Raw genomic sequence first — 19,036 nt, 5'->3', positions numbered from 1 at the left:
GGGGAGCGGGGGCAGTGAATGAATCGCAATGAACTACGCAAGGCCGACATCAACCTGATGGTGGTCTTCGAAACCTTGATGCTCGAGCGCAACGTGACCCGGGCGGCGGAGAAGCTGTTTCTCGGTCAGCCGACCATCAGTTCGGCGCTCAACCGTTTGCGCACGATGCTCAACGATCCGTTGTTCATTCGTGTCGGGCACCGCATGGAGCCGACGGCCCGCGCTGAAGATATCTTCCGTCACCTCAAACCGGCGCTGGATTCGTTGTCAGTGGCATTGAGCCTGACCCGTGATTTCGATCCTGCGGTCAGTACCATGACGTTCCGCATCGGTCTGTCCGATGACGTCGAATTCGGCCTGTTGCCGCCGGCGTTGCGCGCTTTGCGTCAGGAGGCACCGAACGTGGTGTTTGTGGTGCAACACGTCGACTACTGGCGAATTCCCGATCTGCTGGCCGCCGGCGACATCACGGTCGGTATCAGTCAGACCCGTGGCCTGCCGGCCAACGCCAAACGCAAACTGTTGCGGCACATTCAGCCGAGCATCTTGCGTGCCGACGCCTGCGATACACCGCTGACCCTCGATGAATATTGCGCACGTCCCCACGTCCTGGTGTCCCACACCGCCAACGTCAGTGGTTTCGCCGACGAGTGGCTGGCAGAGCTTGGCCGTACCCGTCAGGTGGTGCTGTCGGTGCCGCAATACAGCGCGCTGCCGGCGTTGTTGGCTGGCACGGACCTCATTGCCAGCCTGCCGGATTACGCCGCCGCCGCCATGGCCACCTCCGGGTTGCTGTTCAAGGAACCGTTCCCGTTCAAGACGCCGACACTCGACCTGTCGATGGTCTGGCTCAGCCACGTCGACAGCGACCCGGCGGAGCGCTGGTTGCGTTCGCGGCTTGAAGCCTTGATGAGCGAGCGGCCCCCGACACCGCTGTAAACACACGGCATAGCCCTGTGGGACGGTGTTCAACTTGCCGGGAGGGTGTCTGCCTGCTTTGCTGTGAAATATGAATCTGGCGGAGACCTGTGCCATGAGCATCACCCGTACGTTGTTGCGTGGGCGCGGCAGTCTCGACAGTGGCAAGGTTGGCATGGTCGAGCTGTTTTTCGACCTGGTGTTCGTGTTCGCCGTCACTCAGTTGTCGCATTCCTTGCTCGCCCATTTGTCGATTCTCGGCGCGGTGCAGGTAGCGTTGCTGATGGTCGCAGTGTGGTGGGTGTGGATCTTCACGTCCTGGATCACCAATTGGCTCGACCCGGAAAAACTACCGATCCGTATCGGGTTGTTTGGCTTGATGATTGCCGGTTTGTTGCTCTCATCGGCCATTCCCAAGGCATTCACCGAACGCGGCTTGATGTTCGCTGCAGCGTTTGTGTTCATGCAGGTCGGGCGCACGTTGTTTGCCATTTGGGCGGTGCGCGGCGAATCGCTGAGCATGACCCGCAACTTTCAGCGCATCCTCGTCTGGCTGATGCTGTCCGGGGTTTTCTGGATGGCCGGGGCGTTTGTCGAGGCAGAGCAACGCCTGTGGTGCTGGTCGGCGGCTTTGTTGATCGAGCTGATTTCGCCGTCGCTGTATTTCTGGGTACCGGGCCTTGGGCGTTCGTCGCTGAGCGACTGGAACGTCGAAGGCAATCACATGGCCGAGCGCTGTGGCTTGTTTGTGATCATTGCCCTGGGTGAGTCGTTGCTGGTGACCGGTGCGACGTTTGCCGAATTACCGCTGAGTGCTGGCGGATTGCTCGCCTTTCTCGTCTCGGTGCTGGGCAGCATCGCCATGTGGTGGGTGTATTTCGACAGCGGCGCCGAACGCGCGCACCATCGCATCGCTCATTCCACTGATCCTGGGCGCCAGGCGCGGATCGCTTACACCTATCTGCATGTGCTGATCGTTGCCGGGGTGATCGTCAGTGCCGTGGCCGATGAGCTGGTGCTGGTGCACCCGGATCACGCCAGTGACGCTGGCATCCTCGCCATCATTGCCGGACCGTGGTTGTTTTTGCTCGGCAATGCGCTGTTCAAATGGGTCATGGCCGACCGGCTGCTGCCCCCTTTGTCGCATCTGGCCGGGCTGGTTCTGCTGATGCTGTCCTTCCCATTGGCGTTGAATCACTGGTTTTCAGCGTTGCAACTGGGCGCGCTGACCACGACGATCGTGATCGTGGTCGCTGTCTGGGAAACCTTGGCGCTACGTCAGACATCGTCACCCGTGGTGTCAGAAAAAGCCTCAAGGGAGTAGGGCGCAGCTGTGTTATATGTACGGCCTTTCTGCCGCCCGACTGGAGCATCCCGATGCCACACCTGCACATGGAATACACCGCCAACCTGCCGCAACTGAACGCTGATGTCGCGTTGATCCGGCTCAACAACACCTTGGTGGGTTCCGGTCAGTTCGCGGCAGAGTTCGATATCAAGAGCCGTGCGGTGAAAGTGGAAACCTTCAAGGTTGGCACCACCATGGGCCAGCGTGCTTTCGTGCATGTGAAACTGGCCCTGCTCAGCGGCCGTTCGCCGGAGATCAAGAAACAGCTGTCGCAAAGCCTGCTGACGGTGTTGCAAGAACTTTGCGAATGGCCTGCCGACATTGAGGTGCAGTTGTGCGTTGAACTGCTTGATATCGACCGTGATTGCTACAGCAAAACCGCCATTGGCATGTAAGCGTCAGGCCGCATCCAGCTCGCTGCATACCTGGATTATCTGCTCGCGGAGCCAGACGTTGGCGCTGTCCTGATCGACGTTCTGGCTCCACTGCATGTCGAGCGTGAACCCCGGCAAGCCGTTGGGCGCCTCACAGTGGTTAAACACGGCTTCGTTGGTCAGTAAACGCTGAATGCGTCGGGGCAGGGTGAGGACGAAGTCGGTGCCGGTGATCAATTTCAACGCGGCACTGTAGCTGTTCGAACGCGCCACAATCTGGCGTTTCTGGGCCTGTCGCGCGAGCCAGCCGTCGACCATGTTGGTGGTGGAGGTCCAGGGTGTCGGGAACACATGCCGGCGTTGGGTGAAGGCTTGCAAGCTCAGGCGCGGTTCCAGTGGCGTGGCGCGCTTGTCGAAGACGCAGACCAAATCATCTTCCAGCAGCATCCGAGACTTCAGGTCAGCGTGGTTGCGGTGGAAGTTTGGGCCGAAGCTGATCACAAGATCGAGGCTGCCGTCGCGTAGCTCATCCGCTGGCACATCGGTTTCAAACTTGTGCATGTTGACCATCACCGGCAAATCATTGAAGTCGAAGCGCTTCAATAAACGCGGCAGGATCAGTTGTTCGAAGTATTCCGGGGCACAGATGTTGAAAGTGACCGCTTGCTGGGTAGGATCAAACACCGGGGCGCCGGCGTGGCACAGATTGATGCTCTCGAGAATCTTCTGTACATGGCCGTACATGGTGCAGGCCTTGTAGGTCGGACGCATGCCGGTGCGTGTGTTGATGAACAGTTCGTCTTCGAAACTGGTGCGCAGTTTTTTCAGGCAATAACTGACGGTGGACTGGCTGACAAACAGCGTTTCCGATACATCGGTGACGCTGTTCTGCTCATACACGGCGATAAACACCATGAGATCCTGCATGTCGAGCTTTCGAAGCAAGTTACTGTTCAGCATCCGTTCTGTCTCGCTGTGCTCCTTGCGCTGAATCCGCGCAAACGTGTGCGAACGATCCTAGCGGAACGATGGTGCCAGGAGAAAGCCCTGTAGGATATTTCACGGACAGTTGTGGGACAGAAAGTTTTAGCAACACGACGTCGTCCGACAAAGCGCTAAAACATGGCCAGAAGCCTTCAGTTACTGCGTGCTTGCGGTCACCGGATATGTCGTTGGTAATGCCGGGGGTCGAAACGCAACACCATCAGCAGCATGACCACCATCATGGCCGTCAGCGCCCCCCAGGCCCATTCGAAGCTGCCCAGTTGATCGCGGACCATCCCGGCCAGTAATGGTGAGAGGCCGGCAATCAGATAACCAATGCCTTGCACGAATGCGGTGAGGCCACCGGCGCGCTGCGGGTTGTCGAGGTGGTCGAGGGCGACGATCAGGCTCATCGGAAACAACCCGCCAATGCCCAGGCCCAACAGGCACGGCCACAGCAGGCTGAGGTGTTGCGGGATGAGGATCAGCCCGCAGAAACCGGCGATGATCAGGCCGAGCAGCGCCATCAGTACCACGCGCCGATCACGGCTGCGATTAGCGATAGCCGGGACTATGAGTCCGGAAATGACCTCCATGGCCGTCAGAAAACCTAACAACAGCCCTGCGTTTTGTTCGCTCCAGCCTTTTTCCACGTAGTACGGTGCCAGCCAAGCGAGTACACAGGTGTAGGACGCTGTTCCCAGACCGAAGAAGATTGCGAGTAACCAGGCGCGAGCATTGGAGAAAAACGATTCGTTTCTCGCCGCCCCCGTCATGGTGTTTGGCAGTGACCTGCGTTGCGACCACCAGAACACGAACGCCAGCAGCGCCAGCGCCGCCCAAATGGCCAAGCCCAGGCGCCAGCTACCGGTTTGTACCCTCACCAGTGGCGCGAATGAGGCCGCAATCGCCGCGCCGCCCATGATCGAGGTGACATACAAGCCCATGCACAGCGCCACGTTGTCGGCGAAGCGCGATTTGATCAGCGCCGGCATCAACGCCTGAATCAGCGCGATGCCGATGCCCGCCAACATGGCGCTGACAATCAGGTCGCCAGCCGAGTCGATAAACAGTCGTGACAGCGTCGCCATAGCAATGATCAGCAGCGACAGCAGCACCGTGCGCTGTTCACCCAGGCGCTGACTGATACCGATACCGAAAAACATCGCCATTCCCATGGTCATCACCGGCAACATGGTCAGCAACGACGCGAGGCTGAAGCTCAACGGGATGTCGCCGCGAATCGCCGAAAGCAGTGGCCCGACGGCTGCCATCGACGGTCGCAGATTGAGGGCGACCAGAATGATCGCGAGCATTAGCCCGACGGCGGGGCGGGAGGTGGTGCGGATATTTTCCATCGTCAGGCCTTTGATATCAGGGCTGAGGATTAGGCGCGTGGCCACTCGGTGCGGGCAAACCAGAAAATCCGCTGCAGTATTTAAATATTCGATAACCGCGAATCCCCCTCAACGGGCTTGCTCGCGCCCACAGGGGTAGCGAGCAAAGAACAGAAGCAAATCTGAACCACTCTCAAATACTTTACGGATGTTGACTTATTACCACGCCCTAACTATTCGTTGGCGTCTTTTTCACGAAAAATTGATGGTTGCCTGTCTACAGTTTGGCAGGCCTTGGTTAATGAATTTTTCACAATTAACCGGGGCTCTTCTTTTCAGGAATAACCCACCACTATGTTGAAGTTAAATTCCGTGCGCCCGGAGTGGGTGACGTTGATTGCCAGTGCCTTTCTGTTGATCGGTTTCAATTTTGTGCTCTGGCAGCACCTGGTCGAGATCACAGCCGCAGATGGCAACGGCGTTGCCATGCGCGTGGCTTTCGGCGTGATGATCCTTGCCGCGTTCAACATCGTGCTGACCTTTCTCGCCTTTCGTCCGCTGCTTAAGCCGATTCTGACACTGATGTTCTTGATCAGTGCCGGTGTGGCTTATTTCATGAGTCAGTATGGCGTCATGATTGATGCGGGTATGCTTCGTAACTTCGCCGAAACCAATGCCACGGAAGTTCGTGATCTGCTGTCGTTGAAGTTGTTTGCTTACTTGCTGTTTCTTGGTGTGTTGCCTTCCTGGTTGTTGTGGAAAGTGCCGGTCAACTATCGTCGCTGGCATCGCGAGTTGTTCAGCAAAGTTATTGTCAGTTTCGTATCGGCTGCCGTGATCGGTGGGGTTGCACTGGCCAACTATCAGGGGCTTTCCTCGCTGTTTCGCAATCATCATGAATTGCACTTGATGCTGGTGCCGAGCAACTACATTGGCGCGTCAGCCGGTTACCTGCGTGAGCAAGTAGCCTCGGCGCACCAGCCGTTCGTCAAGATCGGCGAGGACGCCCAACGCAATCCGGACTTGAAAGTACAGCCACGCAAATCCCTGACCGTGCTGGTCGTGGGGGAAAGTGCCCGGGCGGAGAACTTCGGCATCCTGGGTTATAACCGTGACACCACGCCAAAACTGGACAAGGAAGCCGGGCTGATCGCGTTCACCGACGTACATTCCTGCGGCACTGAAACGGCGGTCTCGGTGCCGTGCATGTTTTCCAACATGGACCGCAAGGATTACGACGCCAGCAAGGCCAAGAACGAAGAAGGCCTGCTCGACGTGCTCAAGCGTGCCGGTATCGACGTGATCTGGCGCGATAACCAGTCTGGCTGCAAAGGCACTTGCGATCGGGTCACGCTGCAGGATGTCAGCAACCTCAAAGACCCGGCGCTGTGCGCCAACAGCGAATGCCGTGATGAAATCCTGCTGCAAGGTCTGCAAGGCTTTATCGATCATCTGGACAAGGACACTGTGTTGGTCCTGCATCAGATGGGCAGTCATGGCCCGGAATACTTCAAGCGCTATCCGAAGGAGTACGAACACTTCACACCCGTCTGTGAAAGTAACGCGCTGAACAATTGCAGCCGAGAAAGTATCGTCAATGGTTACGACAACACGCTGGTTTACACCGACCATGTGTTGTCGAGCCTGATCGATGTACTGCGCGCCAATCAGGACAAGGTTGATACCGCCATGTTGTACCTGTCGGATCACGGCGAGTCATTGGGCGAATACAATTTGTTCCTGCACGGCACGCCTTACATGCTGGCGCCGGAGCAACAGAAACATGTGGCGATGCTGGCGTGGTTCTCTGACAGTTATCAGAAGGCTTATTCGGTCGATACTCACTGCCTGCAAATGAACCGAGACAAACCGTTGAGTCAGGACAACCTGTTTCACTCGATGCTCGGCTTGCTTGAAGTACGCAGCAAGGTTTATCAGCCGGGCCTGGACATGTTTGCCGGTTGCCGTGGCGCAGGGATTGATGGCGTGTTGGCCAAGGACTGAGCAGTTTCGGGCCCGTTGTCCTGATACGACGGGCCTGCCTGCTTCCTCTATCAGACTATTCTTGCTGTTTGGCAGGACATTTCGTTACAGCTCTTGTCCTTCGCAGGCGCGTAAATCGCCAGTGGCGATATATACTGCGCGCCATTCTTCAAGGGAGAGCCGTGTGGCCATCGATATTCACTGGATTCGCGACAACGAAAGCCTCGCGCAATTTTGCGCCGAGTGGCAGCAACTGCCTTTCGTGGCCCTCGACACCGAATTCATGCGGGTCGACACCTTCTACCCGATTGCCGGCCTGTTGCAGGTGGGTGACGGCAAACGCGCCTACCTGATTGATCCGCTGACCATCAACGCCTGGCAACCGCTGGCCGCGTTACTGGAAAATCCGGCGGTACTCAAGGTTTTGCATGCGTGCAGCGAAGACCTCGAAGTCCTGTTGCGCCTGACCGGCAGCATGCCGGCGCCGCTGTTCGATACCCAACTGGCCGCGGCTTACTTGAACCTCGGTTTCTCGATGGGCTACTCGCGGCTCGTGCAGGCCGTGCTCGGCATCGAACTGCCCAAAGGTGAAACCCGCTCCGATTGGTTGCAGCGACCGTTGTCCGAGACACAAATCAGCTATGCCGCCGAAGATGCCGTGCATCTGGCGGAGGTTTTCGTCCAGCTGCGTCCGAAACTGTCTGACGACAAATTCAACTGGGTTCTGGAGGACGGCGCCGAGCTGGTTGCCAACCTGCGTCGGGAAACCGATCCATACGAGGTGTATCGCGAGGCCAAACTGGCGTGGAAACTGTCCCGCGCGCAACTGGCCGTGCTGCGTGAACTGTGTGCCTGGCGCGAGCGCGAAGCCCGCGCCCGAGACCTGCCGCGCAACCGCGTTGTGCGTGAGCATTCGCTGTGGCCGCTGGCCCGTACGCAACCGGACTCTTTGAGTGCGCTGGGCAAGATCGAAGACATGCACCCGCGTACCGTGCGTCAGGACGGCGAATTTCTACTTGATCTGATCAAACGCTCTGGCAGTGTGGGCCCCGATCAATGGCCGCCTGCGGTGCCGGAACCGTTGCCGATCGAAGCGGCTACGTTGATCAAGCAATTGCGCGCGCTCGGTCAGGCCGAAGCTGAACGCCTGAACATCGCGCCAGAACTGATGCTGCGCAAGAAAACCCTCGAAGCACTGCTCAAGAGCGGTTTCCCCGAGGGCCCTTACCAATTACCTGAGTCGCTGCGTGGCTGGCGCCGCGAACTCATGGGTCAGAAGCTGCTCGACAGCCTGGCCACCGCCGGAGAACAGCCTTGAAACGTATTTGCTCCATTTACCAAAGCTCCAAGCGCAGCGGCATGTACCTTTATGTGCTCAAAAGCGATGCACTTGAACAAGTGCCCGAAGCGCTGATGCTGGCCTTCGGCAAAGCCAAACATGCTTTCGATCTGGTGCTGTCACCCGAGCGCAAACTGGCCAGCGAAGACATCGTTGTGGTCCTGGAAAACCTCGAAAAGCAGGGCTATCACTTGCAAATGCCGCCGGCTGAGGATGAGTACATCGAACACTTGCCTGAAGAGTTGCTGCGACGCAACGACCCGATCTGATTGGCGGGGCCCTGTTCTGGGCCTCTGGTAACCCTGGAACTGTTTTTACCGCGATGACCGCCCGAAATACGGCGGTTTTCTGCACGGTTTGCGAAAGGTTTGAAGATGCGCGTTCTGATTGCTGAACACGACCACGCGATATACGCCCGGCTGCTGCGTCAGGCAGCGCCGGAGCTCGAAGTACTGACCAGCGGCGACTCCGCTGAACTGGCTCGTCAGGCCACCGATTGTCCGGTTTGGCTGGGGCAGCCGGATCTGCTGGCGACCCTGTTGCGTCAGGGCCATCAACCCCAATGGCTGCAATCGACCTGGGCCGGTATCACGCCACTGCTGGCTGATGGCTTGCGCCGCGATTACCGCTTGACCCGCGCGGTGGGAATTTTTGGTCAGGTGATGGCCGAATACGTGCTGACTTACATGCTCGGCCACGAACGCGAAGTGTTGGCGCGTCTGGTCAGCCAGGTCGAGCGCAAGTGGGACAACCGCACGGGCCAGAGTCTGGTCGGACGCAAGGTGCTGATTGTCGGCACCGGCGACATCGGCCTGAGCGTGGCGCAGTTCCTGCGGCCGTTTGGCGTCGAGTTGTACGGTATTGCCAGCAGCGCCCGGGAGCAGGCGCCGTTTGTCGAAGTGGGCTCGATGGCCGATTTGCCACGGCTGGTAGGCGAAGTGGATTACGTGGTCAACCTGTTGCCCAACACCGAACACACCCACGATATCTACGACGCGGCGCTGTTCAAGCAATTCAAATCGACCGGGTTGTTCATCAATGCCGGGCGCGGTGTCGCGGTGGTCGATGCGGATCTGGTGGAGGCCCTGAAGGAAGGGCATCTGGCGGGCGCGGTGATCGACGTCTGCCGGCAGGAGCCGTTGCCGCAACGTCATCCATTCTGGACGGCGTGGGGCTTGTTGCTGACCGGCCACAGCTCGGCGCCGACTTCACCAGCGTTGATGGTGCAGTTGTTTGTCGACAACCTGCGGGCGTATCAGGCCGGTGAGGCGTTGCGCGGGGAAGTGGATTTCAACCGCGGCTATTGAGTTTCCCCGATCCAATAGTGGGAGCGGGCCTGCTCGAGAAAGCGGTGTTTCAGTCACCAGAAACGTTGACTGAAACGCCCTCTTCGCGAGCTAGCCTGCTCCCACTGTTGTTTTGTGGTACCGCTTAGAGGGTGAAGTCACCTTCAGCCGCCAGTTCGCTCAGCGGACGACGTGGGCTAGGCTCCTCGCGTGCTTGCAGGTAATCGGCCAGGGTCGCCTTGTCCCCCAGCTTGCCCACCGCCACGGCGGCGTGCAGTGCGTAACCTTCTGGAATGTTCAGCTCCTGGCGGGTCAGTTCCTGATCAAAACCGGCCATGCCATGGGTGTGCCAACCGCTGATGCTCGCTTGCAGCGCCAGATGGCCCCACGCTGAGCCCGTATCGAAAGTGCTCCACAGTGCCGGGGTTTCTTCAGTCGCGCCGGGGGCGGTGAAGGTGGTTTTGGACATGACGATCACCAGCGCCGAGGCATGTTGCGCCCAACTGCGGTTGAATTCGTTGAGCAGGCCCAGATAGCGCTCCCAGTTCGGTGTATCGCGGCGCGCGTAGAGAAAACGCCATGGCTGCGAGTTGTAGGCCGACGGCGCCCAGCGTGCGGCTTCGAAAAAGCTCAGCAGGGTTTCTTCCGGGATCGCTTCGCCGGTAAAGGCGCGGGGCGACCAGCGATCGGTGAATTGCGGGTGAATGGCGTAATCGGCAACGCGAGGGTTGGCACTCATCAAGAAATTCCTGGCTACGTTTTTAAAAGAAGCGAGGCAAAACCCTACTGGGCGGCGCTTGGGCTGACAAGCGCGTTTTACCGACAGTCGCCAGCGCTTGGCCCGCAAGCCCGCTGGCACTAGACTGGCGGCCTTTTCACCACCTGATGTTGATGCTTGAGCCATGGCCGCCAAAGTCGAACCGTTCTGGAAACGCAAAACCCTCGATCAACTGGATCACGAGGAATGGGAATCGCTGTGCGACGGCTGTGGCCTGTGCTGCCTGCAAAAGCTTGAGGATGAGGAAGACAACAGCGTCTATTACACGCGCATCGCCTGCAAACTGCTGGATCTGAAAACCTGCCAGTGCAGCGATTATCCGAATCGCATCAAGTTTGTCCCGGACTGCATCCAGCTCACGCCGGGGCAGGCCGAAGCGTTCAAATGGTTGCCGCCGACCTGCGGTTATCGGCTGGTCAGCGAGGGCAAGGATCTGCCGTTATGGCATCACCTGGTGTGCGGTGATCGCGATGCGGTGCACCACGAGCGGATTTCCCAATCCGGGCGCATGCTCGCCGAAGGCAGCGTGCCGGAAGACGACTGGGAAGATCATCTGATTTTTCGGGCCGGCTAAGCGTCCACGGATTCAAGTTTCAACAAGGAGTGTGTATGGCTGTGGGAATGCGGCGGGCGTTGATCGCCGGGCTGCTGGCGTTGAGCGCGCCGGTGTGGGCGGCGAAGAAAGTCGACCTGGATTATCACGTTCGCTTGTTGCCAAAAAGCGATCAGGCTGAGGTGCGTTTGACCCTGGCCAAGGGCGCTGTTGTGCGCAGCCTCGATTTCGACCTCGGCGACGGCAGCCATTACAGCGACTTCAAGGCCGATGGCCAATGGCAACTGACGCCGGGCAAGCAGGCGCGCGGAGTCTGGCGTCCGACGAGCGAAAAGGCCAGCCTGACCTATCGCGTGCGCATCAGCCACGGCCGCAAGAACGGCAGCTTCGACACTCGCATGACGTCAACTTGGGCATTGATGCGCGGTGACGATTTGGTGCCGCCGGCCAAGCTGGACCAACAGGACGGCACCGAACTGGTCTCGCGCCTTCAATTTGAATTGCCCGACGGCTGGAAAAGCATCGAAACCGCCTGGCCACGCATCGGCAAGAACAAATTCCGCATCGACAATCCATCACGCCTGTTCGACCGCCCGACCGGTTGGATGCTGGCCGGCCACCTCGGCAGCCGTCGCACCCGGTTGGGTGAAACCGAAGTCACCGTGGCTTCGCCGCAAGGGCTGGGGATGCGCCGGATGGACGTGCTGACGTTGCTGACGTTTGTCTGGCCGCAAGTGCAGGCGCTGTATCCGCGCCATCCGGCCAAACTGTTGGTCGTCGGCGCCAGCGATCCGATGTGGCGCGGCAGCCTGGGCGCGCACGAGTCGATCTATCTCAACACGCGTTTGCCGTTGGTCAGCGAGAGTGGCAGCAGCGCGCTGGTGCGTGAGTTGGCTCAGGTGTTCGCACGAATCAATGACGAGCAGCGCAGCGACTGGATCAGCGAGGGTTTTGCCGAGTTTTACGCGATCGAACTGGTGCGCCGTGCTGGCGGCTTGAGCGATGAGCGCTATCAGAGTTTGCAGGCGAAATTGGCCGGGGATGGCGCAAAGGTCACGACGCTGCGCGGCGAACAGATCAGCCCGGCGCAGGTTTCAAGGGCGGTGGTGATGTTGCAGGAGCTCGATGGCGAGATTCGCTTGAAGACGCGCAACAAGCGCTCGCTGGATGACGTGTTGCGTGGGGCGATGCATCTGGGGACGGTGAGTACCAAGGCGTTTGTGCAACTGGCCGAGCGTGTTCTGGGCGAGTCTTCCAAAGTGCTTGATAGCGCTTTACTTCAGTAACATCGCCACTCGCGAGCAGGCTCGCTCCCACACTGGTTTTGTGTTCGACACAGATCAAATGTGGGAGCGAGCCTGCTCGCGAAGAGGCCGGTAACCTCACAGCAAATCCTGAATCAGCCCCCGGCTTTCGGCGATTTCACCGAATCATTGCCAGTCACCGTCGCCGTGCTGGTCGCCGCCTCGGCATTGGCCTTCAGCTTGCTCAACTCTTCCCCGGCACGCTCGATCCTGGCCCGCACGTTATTCATGTCCTGACGGCTTTTCTCGTACAGGCTTTTCACCGAACTGTGCCCGGTAATCCCCCGAGCCATGGCCACACCGCCGATCGCTACTTGAATCAAACCGAAAACGCCGCCACGGCGCAGGCCCTTGCCGACCATGATCACGCCGCCGGCCAGCGAGCCGATACGCTCCCAGCCTTCGACGTTCTGTTCGGAACGGCTCTGAAACGGGGTGGATTCGATACGTTCGACGCGTTTGAGCTCGGTCATGATCTTTCTCCAGGCATTGGGTAATGGATAAACAAGCTGACTGCGCGGGCGGACAGCTTGTTCCATCGGATGTGTGACGTTTTAGCGGAATTTCGGCCCGGAGCGGGTGTTCAGGCCCTTGGCCATGCGGTCGTAGAGCACGACGTTGACCGTGGCGGCGAGGTTCATGCAACCGGTGGTCGGGATGTACACGACGTCTTCGCACCAGTCGCGGATCTCTTTATCCAGCGAGCCGTCTTCAGGGCCGAAGATGTAGAGCGCGCGATCCGGGTGGGTGTATTCCGGCAGCGGACGGGCGCCTTCGACCAGTTCCACGGCGACGGGCACGCAGTTGAGCGGCAGGATCTTTTTCAGGTCATCAATGCCGATCAGCGGGATGTCGTAGTGCACGCGTTTGGTGTCGGTAACGAAGTCGGCGGCGCGATCATAGCGCTTGCCGGTGTAGAACACGGTCGACACGCCATAACAGCCTGCGGCGCGCATCACCGAACCGACGTTCTCCGGTGATTTGGGGTTGTACAAACCAATGCAGCTGTAACGTTTGTCTGCCACGAGCGGGGAGCCTTCGGGAAAAAGAGGGCGATTATACGGGGATTGGGTGGTTGTGGTCAGGTCATGGATTGGCGGTACCTGGGCGGGCGCCTTCGCGAGCAAACGCGCTCCCACATTGGATCGACGTCGTACACAAAACCAATGTGGGAGCGGGCTTGCTCGCGAAGAGGCCCGTCAGGCCAATGAAGATCTTTACTCTTCTTTTTTCATCAGCCCGGCCAGCGCCGCAAACGGGTTATGCGTCGCTTTGGCAATCGTCGGCGTGCTCAGCGAGCCTTCGCTGAAATATTGCTGGTCGGTGTAACGCGAGTGTTCGTTGTCGTGGCAGTACAGGCACAGCAACTCCCAGTTCGAACCGTCCTGCGGGTTGTTGTCGTGGTTGTGGTCACGATGATGCACGGTCAGTTCGCTCAGACGCTTGCCGGAAAACTCACGGGTGCAGCGACCGCAGACGTGCGGGTACATTTTCAGGGCCTTGTCGCGGTAGCCCATTTCCTTGTCGCGCTGGTTGTCGGCGAGGATGCGATCCAGCTTCGACGTGTTGGTTGGGGTGGACGAACTCATGGGTTCACCTTTGTAGAAAGACTGATGACGGTTATGTTCGCAGTTTAGCTCAGCCTTTGAGCTTCTCGGCAATCCAGATCGTATGGCGGGTGCCCTTGTTGCCGTGGGCGAAGACCTGCACTTCCTCAGCCTTGAAACCGGCCTTCTTCAATTTGTCGGAAAACTGCCGATCGGCGCTGGCCGACCACACGGCCAGCACGCCTTTGGGGCGCAGGGCCTTGGCGCACGCATTGAGCCCGGCGGCGGAGTACAGCCAACTGTTGGCCTTCTGCGTCAGGCCTTCGGGGCCGTTGTCGACGTCGAGCATGATCGCGTCGAAGCCATTGGGTTCGCTTTGCAGCACCTTGGCGACATCGTCCTGACGGATCACTGTGCGCGGGTCGAGCAGGGGGCGGCCGGATTTTTCACCGAGCGGCCCACGATTCCATTCGACCACGCCCGGTACCAGTTCAGCGACCACCACTTCAGCGCTCTTGCCCAAGTGCTTGAGCGCCGAGGCGAGGGTGAAACCCATGCCCAGCCCGCCGATCAGCACCCGCGAATCCGGTCGGCCGGCGACCTTGCGGCAAGGGATCTCGGCCAGCGCATCTTCTGAACCGTGCATGCGCGTGTTCATCAATTGCCCGCCATCGCCGCCCTGAATTTTGATGACGAAATCCTCGCCATATTCGAACAGGCACAGGGCACCGCCGTTTTCAGGGATCGGCGTGGTGTCGAGCAGAACGAAACGTTTCATGGAAATCTCTACAAGGGGGAAGGCAAGCAGGCCCGTTGGGAGTAGCCTGAGCGCAGACTAAGGCCAACGGAGCCCTTGATGAAGCGCACCATTCTAACGGTCATTGCCCTGGCCGCGCTCTCGATTAGTGCCGTGCAGGCGCAGCAGACCATTCCGGTCAGCCCAATGCCGCAACCCGGTTCGCCCGGCACCGCAACGCCAACACCCTATCCGCAGATCACGCCGATCAATATTCCCAAGTCTGGCGCCGGCAGTGGTAGCCCGCCGCTGGTGCCGATCGAAATGCCAAGTCCGCCGAGCAAGGATCAGCCAGTGCCGGGCATTGAACCGACCGGCACCAAAGCCAAATCTCCCGGCGGTTAGACCTGTTGCGCCGCCAGTTGACCGTCGGCCATGCGCAGGCGTTTGGAGAGGGAGACAGCGAGGGCGCGGATGATTTTGGCGGCGATTTTCGGTGCGTCGTTGAGCATTTTTTCCAGCGAGTCTTTGCCCAGGTTGAGCAACTGACAGTTGCTCGCCGCGATGCAGGTCGCCGTCGAGCACGGCCATTTCGCCGAATGCCCGGCCGCTGCGCAGGGTGGCCATGGTGATGGTCTGGCCGTCGGGGCCGGTTTTCTGCACGGCCACCTGGCCGGTGTGGAGGATGCACATGAAGCTGCCAGCATCGCCCTCGCGGAAGATGGCTTCGCCCTCGGCCACCGTGCTGATGCTGAAGTAGCCGGAGGCGGCGGCGAAGTCTGCCAGTTGCAACTGATCGAACAGACCGCAGTCCATCAGCCAGTCGCGGATTTCGTTGTTCAGTAAAGTGGGCTCAGACATGTCTTGGCGATCTTTTTGTTTTCACATTTTCGAGGCTGTACATCGACCTTTGTGGGGTATCGGCCTCTTGGGTCTGTAATTAAGACCCAAGTGACCGACGGAGTTCCTCAGGCCAGCCCCAAAACCTTGAAGACAAATGCATATTCGAGCGCTACGTCACGTAATCCTTGATAACGCCCGCTCATCCCACCGTGCCCGGCGCCCAATTCTGTCTTGAGCAGCAGTGGGTTGTTGTCGGTTTTGGTCGCGCGCAGTTTCGCTACCCACTTGGCCGCTTCCCAATACTGCACGCGGCTGTCGTTGTAGCCGGCGATCACCAGCGTCGCCGGGTAGTCCTGCGCGGCGACGTTTTCGTACGGTGCGTAAGCCTTGATGCGTTCATAGACGTCCGGCTCTTCGGGGTTGCCCCACTCGTCGTATTCGGTGACGGTCAGTGGCAGATCCGGGTCGAGCATGGTGTTGAGTACGTCGACGAACGGTACTTCGGCAATCGCTACGCCGAACAGATCCGGACGCTGGTTGAGCACGGCGCCAATCAACAGGCCCCCGGCGCTGCCACCGCTGATCGCCAGTTTTTGCGCTGTGGTGATGCCGTTGAGAATCAGGAACTCGGCGCAGGCAATGAAATCGCTGAAAGTGTTGTGTTTGTGTTCTTGCTTGCCGGCGCGATACCAGGCTTCGCCCAGCTCACCGCCGCCGCGCACATGGGCGATGGCGAAGGCCATGCCGCGATCGAGCAGGCTCAGGCGTGCATGGGAAAACCACGGGTCGAGGCTTGAACCGTATGCGCCGTAACCGTACAGGTACAGCGGCACCGGTTTGCCTACCATTTCGCGTTTCATCACCAGACTGATCGGCACTTGCGTACCGTCCGGCGCGTTCGCCCACAAACGCTGACTGACGTAGGCGTCAGCGTCGAAATGGCCGAGCACCGGGGTTTCTTTCAGCACGGTTTGCTCGCCGGTCGCGAGGATCAGTTGGCGCACTTGGGCCGGACGGTTCAACGCCTCGTAACGCAGGCGAATCCGGTCACTTTCAAACTCCAGGCTGTTTTGCACATAGAGGCTGTAGGCCGCGTCCGGCAATTGCACGCGATAAGGCGCCAGCCCCTGTGGGTGAACTTCGATGATCGGCAAGCCACCTTCGCGCAGGCTCAGGGTCATGGCTTGGGTGTTGAGGCTCACGTCGTCGAGCATCACGCTGTCGCTGTGCGCGATCAGGTTCTGCCAGTCGGCTTCACTCGGCGCGACGCCGGTGTCCGGCGCCTGATACAGCGCGTAATTGATGCCGTCGCGGTTGGTGCGGATAAACCATGTCCACTCGCCATCGAGCAGGCCGTGATCGACATCGTATTCGTGATCCTCGACCCGTGGCGCCAGGCAAGTGAAGGGCAGATGCGGCTGATTGGCGTCCAGCGCCCAGACTTCGCTGGTGGTCTTGCTGCCCAGCGACAGCAGCAATTGCTGTTCGGAGCTGGAGCGATAGCAATGCAGGAAGAAACGTCCGTCTGCTTCGTTGAACACCTCTTCGGCAGCGGTGCCGTCGAGGCGATAACGGAACAATTTGTGTGGGCGGTGAGTGTCGTCCAGCACGCCGAAGAACAAGGTCAGGCTGTCGTTGGCCCAGGTCATGCTGCCGTCGCAATCCTCGAAGGCCAGTTCGCTGACCTTGTCGTTGGCCAACTCCTTGACGAACAGCGTGTAAACCTCCTCGCCCGAGGCGTCGACGCTGTAGGCCAGACGCTGGTGATCGGGGCTGATGCTGAACGCGCCAAGCGAAAAGAACCCGCCATTGGCTAGCACGTTCGGGTCGAGCAGCAATTGCTCGCGGCTTTCGTCGAGGGTCAGGCTGTCGTCGGCAGGACGCGGGCAGCGGTAGTGCCGGGCGTATTCGTCACCGGCGGTGGTGCGTGTGTAATACAGATACGGCCCCCATGGCGAGGGCAGGGACAGGTCGGTTTCGAGGATCCGGCCCTTGATCTCTTCGAACAGCGTTTCGCGCAGTTGCGCCTGATCGGCGGTTTGCGTCTCTTGCCAGGCGTTTTCGGCCTTGAGGTAGTCGAGCACCGCGTCGGTGTCGCGCTCCTGCAGCCAGGCATACGGGTCGGCGCCGGCGGCCTTGTGGGCAATCGGGGCACTGATGGCGTTCGCGGATTCGGGCATGGAAAGCTCTCGGACAATGTACGGAATAGGGGGTTTCGCAGCTCTGGGTACCAGCGCAAACCCTGTGGGAGCGAGCCTGCTCGCGAAAGCGGTGGGTCAGACAACAATGTTTCAACTGACAGTCCGTATTCGCGAGCAGGCTCATCCCACAGGTTGTGTGTCTATTGGGACAAGCCTGGCGGGCGAAAAGTCGTTACTATAAGCGCCTCTTTGCCTGCCTTGCCATGGACACCATGACCGAGAACGACTATCTGATCGCCTGGGGCCTCTACGCCTTTGCCGCTGTAGGCTGCCTGTTGGTATGGATGCGCCTGACCCGCTGGATGTGGCGCTGGCTGCGCGAGCCGCTGCGTGTCTTGATGGCGGTGCTGTTGTTCAGCCCGACCATCATTGACCCGGTGAAGGAAAAGGTCGCTCCGGCCATTGCCATCACCACGCTGGATCTGGCGTTCAAGGTCGGCAACAACGCCTGGCGGGCGATTTCCGACCTGTTCATGTACGGCATGATCGCCTTTGGCATTTACCTGGTTTTCGTGCTGATCCGCTTTCCGATCGAGCGTGCTTCACGCGCTCGCCGCGAACAGGCTGAAGCCACCAAAGCCGCCCACGCCGCAGCCCGCGCGGATGAACGCGACGATGATCAGCCGTTCGGCGGTGCCGGTGATGACCGTTACGGTCGTGCGCCAGTGCCGAGCAATCCGCAGCGCATGCGGGTCGAGCCGCGTCTGTAACCCGAGAGCCCGCACATGTGTGAATTACTGGGCATGAGTGCCAACGTGCCGACCGACATCGTGTTCAGCTTCACCGGGCTGATGCAGCGCGGCGGTCGCACAGGCCCGCACCGCGACGGTTGGGGCATCGCGTTCTATGAAGGCCGTGGCTTGCGCCTGTTCCAGGACCCGGCCGCCAGTTGCGAGTCGGAAGTGGCCAATCTGGTGCAGCGTTATCCGATCAAGAGCGAAGTGGTCATCGGCCATATTCGTCAGGCCAATGTCGGCAAGGTTTGCCTGTCCAATACCCATCCGTTCGTCCGCGAACTGTGGGGACGCAACTGGTGCTTTGCGCACAACGGTCAACTCGCCGATTTCACCCCGATCAAAAGTTTCTATCGCCCGGTCGGCGATACCGACAGCGAAGCGGCATTCTGCGATTTGCTCAACCGCGTGCGTGCAGCGTTTCCGGAACCGGTCGATATAGAAGTGCTGTTGCCGGACCTGGTCGCCGCGTGCGCCGACTACCGCAGCAAAGGCGTGTTCAACTGCCTGCTCAGCGATGGTGACTGGCTGTTCTGCTATTGCTCGACCAAACTGGCACAGATCACCCGACGCGCACCGTTCGGCCCGGCTCGATTGAAGGATGTCGATGTGATCGTCGATTTCCAGGCTGAAACCACGCCCAACGACGTGGTCACGGTGATTGCCACCGAGCCTTTGACCGAAAATGAAAACTGGACCCGCTACGAACCGGGCCAATGGAGCCTGTGGCGACGCGGCGAATGCGTAAGCCAGGGCACTACCGAATAAGGA

At 59.5% G+C, this 19,036-nt stretch carries 20 protein-coding genes and 1 pseudogene; 12 read left to right on the top strand and 9 right to left on the bottom strand.

Annotated elements, in window-relative coordinates:
* Nucleotides 1-18: 18 nt before the first annotated feature.
* The 3 genes from K5E40_RS01520 to K5E40_RS01510 all read left to right on the top strand — a co-directional run bounded on the left by K5E40_RS01520 (nucleotide 19) and on the right by K5E40_RS01510 (nucleotide 2,661).
* A complete protein-coding gene (locus tag K5E40_RS01520; protein ID WP_221729396.1) occupies nucleotides 19-939 on the top strand; it encodes a LysR family transcriptional regulator in 921 nt (306 codons plus the stop codon).
* Nucleotides 940-1,033: 94 nt separating this feature from the next.
* Nucleotides 1,034-2,242, top strand: a complete 1,209-nt coding sequence (locus K5E40_RS01515; RefSeq protein ID WP_221729395.1) for a low temperature requirement protein A — start codon at nucleotides 1,034-1,036, stop codon at nucleotides 2,240-2,242.
* A gap of 53 nt (nucleotides 2,243-2,295) precedes the next feature.
* Nucleotides 2,296-2,661 (top strand): 5-carboxymethyl-2-hydroxymuconate Delta-isomerase, encoded by a 366-nt coding sequence (locus tag K5E40_RS01510; protein ID WP_221729394.1) that lies wholly within the window; start codon nucleotides 2,296-2,298, stop codon nucleotides 2,659-2,661.
* 3 nt (nucleotides 2,662-2,664) lie between these two features.
* On the opposite strand, the gene K5E40_RS01505 is transcribed toward K5E40_RS01510, so the two are convergent.
* Together K5E40_RS01505 and K5E40_RS01500 are read right to left on the bottom strand one after the other, a co-directional pair.
* Complete coding sequence (locus K5E40_RS01505) at nucleotides 2,665-3,600, bottom strand: LysR family transcriptional regulator (protein WP_221729393.1); 936 nt, start codon at nucleotides 3,598-3,600, stop codon at nucleotides 2,665-2,667.
* A 197-nt stretch (nucleotides 3,601-3,797) separates the two neighbouring features.
* Nucleotides 3,798-4,982, bottom strand: a complete 1,185-nt coding sequence (locus K5E40_RS01500; protein ID WP_221729424.1) for a cyanate transporter — start codon at nucleotides 4,980-4,982, stop codon at nucleotides 3,798-3,800.
* Between the two features lie 333 nt (nucleotides 4,983-5,315).
* On the opposite strand from K5E40_RS01500, the gene K5E40_RS01495 reads away from it, so the two are divergent.
* The 4 genes from K5E40_RS01495 (at nucleotide 5,316) to K5E40_RS01480 (ending at nucleotide 9,590) form a co-directional block, all read left to right on the top strand.
* Complete coding sequence (locus K5E40_RS01495; protein WP_221729392.1) at nucleotides 5,316-6,965, top strand: phosphoethanolamine transferase; 1,650 nt, start codon at nucleotides 5,316-5,318, stop codon at nucleotides 6,963-6,965.
* A 163-nt stretch (nucleotides 6,966-7,128) separates the two neighbouring features.
* Nucleotides 7,129-8,262: a ribonuclease D gene (gene rnd / locus K5E40_RS01490; protein ID WP_221729391.1), complete on the top strand. Its 1,134-nt coding sequence runs from the start codon at nucleotides 7,129-7,131 to the stop codon at nucleotides 8,260-8,262.
* Entirely contained in the window at nucleotides 8,259-8,552 is a 294-nt protein-coding gene (locus K5E40_RS01485; protein ID WP_221729390.1) for a YcgL domain-containing protein, read from the top strand. The genes rnd and K5E40_RS01485 overlap by 4 nt, the downstream gene beginning before the upstream one ends.
* Before the next feature lie 105 nt (nucleotides 8,553-8,657).
* On the top strand, nucleotides 8,658-9,590 hold the full coding sequence (locus K5E40_RS01480; protein WP_221729389.1) for a D-2-hydroxyacid dehydrogenase: 933 nt from the start codon (nucleotides 8,658-8,660) through the stop codon (nucleotides 9,588-9,590).
* A gap of 124 nt (nucleotides 9,591-9,714) precedes the next feature.
* On the opposite strand, the gene K5E40_RS01475 is transcribed toward K5E40_RS01480, so the two are convergent.
* Nucleotides 9,715-10,308, bottom strand: a complete 594-nt coding sequence (locus K5E40_RS01475) for a nitroreductase family protein (RefSeq protein ID WP_221729388.1) — start codon at nucleotides 10,306-10,308, stop codon at nucleotides 9,715-9,717.
* Nucleotides 10,309-10,471: 163 nt separating this feature from the next.
* On the opposite strand from K5E40_RS01475, the gene K5E40_RS01470 reads away from it, so the two are divergent.
* A complete protein-coding gene (locus K5E40_RS01470; protein ID WP_047292311.1) occupies nucleotides 10,472-10,921 on the top strand; it encodes a YcgN family cysteine cluster protein in 450 nt (149 codons plus the stop codon).
* Between the two features lie 35 nt (nucleotides 10,922-10,956).
* Nucleotides 10,957-12,186: a hypothetical protein gene (locus K5E40_RS01465; protein WP_221729387.1), complete on the top strand. Its 1,230-nt coding sequence runs from the start codon at nucleotides 10,957-10,959 to the stop codon at nucleotides 12,184-12,186.
* Nucleotides 12,187-12,299: 113 nt separating this feature from the next.
* On the opposite strand, the gene K5E40_RS01460 is transcribed toward K5E40_RS01465, so the two are convergent.
* The 4 genes from K5E40_RS01460 to K5E40_RS01445 form a co-directional block, all read right to left on the bottom strand.
* On the bottom strand, nucleotides 12,300-12,677 hold the full coding sequence (locus tag K5E40_RS01460; RefSeq protein ID WP_221729386.1) for a DUF2892 domain-containing protein: 378 nt from the start codon (nucleotides 12,675-12,677) through the stop codon (nucleotides 12,300-12,302).
* 81 nt (nucleotides 12,678-12,758) lie between these two features.
* The gene (locus K5E40_RS01455) at nucleotides 12,759-13,229 is read right to left on the bottom strand and encodes an RNA methyltransferase (RefSeq protein WP_221729385.1); all 471 of its coding nucleotides are present in this window, start codon (nucleotides 13,227-13,229) and stop codon (nucleotides 12,759-12,761) included.
* Nucleotides 13,230-13,421: 192 nt separating this feature from the next.
* Nucleotides 13,422-13,793, bottom strand: a complete 372-nt coding sequence (locus K5E40_RS01450) for a YajD family HNH nuclease (protein ID WP_221729384.1) — start codon at nucleotides 13,791-13,793, stop codon at nucleotides 13,422-13,424.
* Between the two features lie 49 nt (nucleotides 13,794-13,842).
* Entirely contained in the window at nucleotides 13,843-14,529 is a 687-nt protein-coding gene (locus K5E40_RS01445; RefSeq protein ID WP_221729383.1) for a spermidine synthase, read from the bottom strand.
* Nucleotides 14,530-14,607: 78 nt separating this feature from the next.
* Between K5E40_RS01445 and K5E40_RS01440 the strand changes: the two genes are divergently transcribed.
* A complete protein-coding gene (locus K5E40_RS01440) occupies nucleotides 14,608-14,892 on the top strand; it encodes a hypothetical protein (protein ID WP_221729382.1) in 285 nt (94 codons plus the stop codon).
* Here K5E40_RS01440 and K5E40_RS01435 read toward each other — a convergent pair.
* Both K5E40_RS01435 and K5E40_RS01430 read right to left on the bottom strand, forming a co-directional pair.
* Nucleotides 14,889-15,348: pseudogene (locus K5E40_RS01435) on the bottom strand (Crp/Fnr family transcriptional regulator). The gene K5E40_RS01440 and the pseudogene K5E40_RS01435 overlap by 4 nt on opposite strands.
* 107 nt (nucleotides 15,349-15,455) lie before the next feature.
* Nucleotides 15,456-17,510 (bottom strand): S9 family peptidase, encoded by a 2,055-nt coding sequence (locus K5E40_RS01430; protein ID WP_221729381.1) that lies wholly within the window; start codon nucleotides 17,508-17,510, stop codon nucleotides 15,456-15,458.
* Between the two features lie 224 nt (nucleotides 17,511-17,734).
* On the opposite strand from K5E40_RS01430, the gene K5E40_RS01425 reads away from it, so the two are divergent.
* Nucleotides 17,735-18,241, top strand: coding sequence for an MFS transporter (locus K5E40_RS01425; RefSeq protein ID WP_221729380.1), 507 nt, complete (start codon nucleotides 17,735-17,737; stop codon nucleotides 18,239-18,241).
* 15 nt (nucleotides 18,242-18,256) lie between these two features.
* Nucleotides 18,257-19,033 carry a class II glutamine amidotransferase gene (locus tag K5E40_RS01420; RefSeq protein ID WP_221729379.1) on the top strand — a complete coding sequence of 259 codons (777 nt, stop codon included), beginning with the start codon at nucleotides 18,257-18,259 and terminating at the stop codon, nucleotides 19,031-19,033.
* Nucleotides 19,034-19,036: the final 3 nt, after the last annotated feature.

Origin of the sequence: Pseudomonas baetica (genome assembly GCF_019733355.1) — a bacterium.
Taxonomy (GTDB): Bacteria; Pseudomonadota; Gammaproteobacteria; order Pseudomonadales; family Pseudomonadaceae; genus Aquipseudomonas; species Aquipseudomonas baetica_A.
This window is presented reverse-complemented; position numbering and strand designations above follow the sequence as displayed.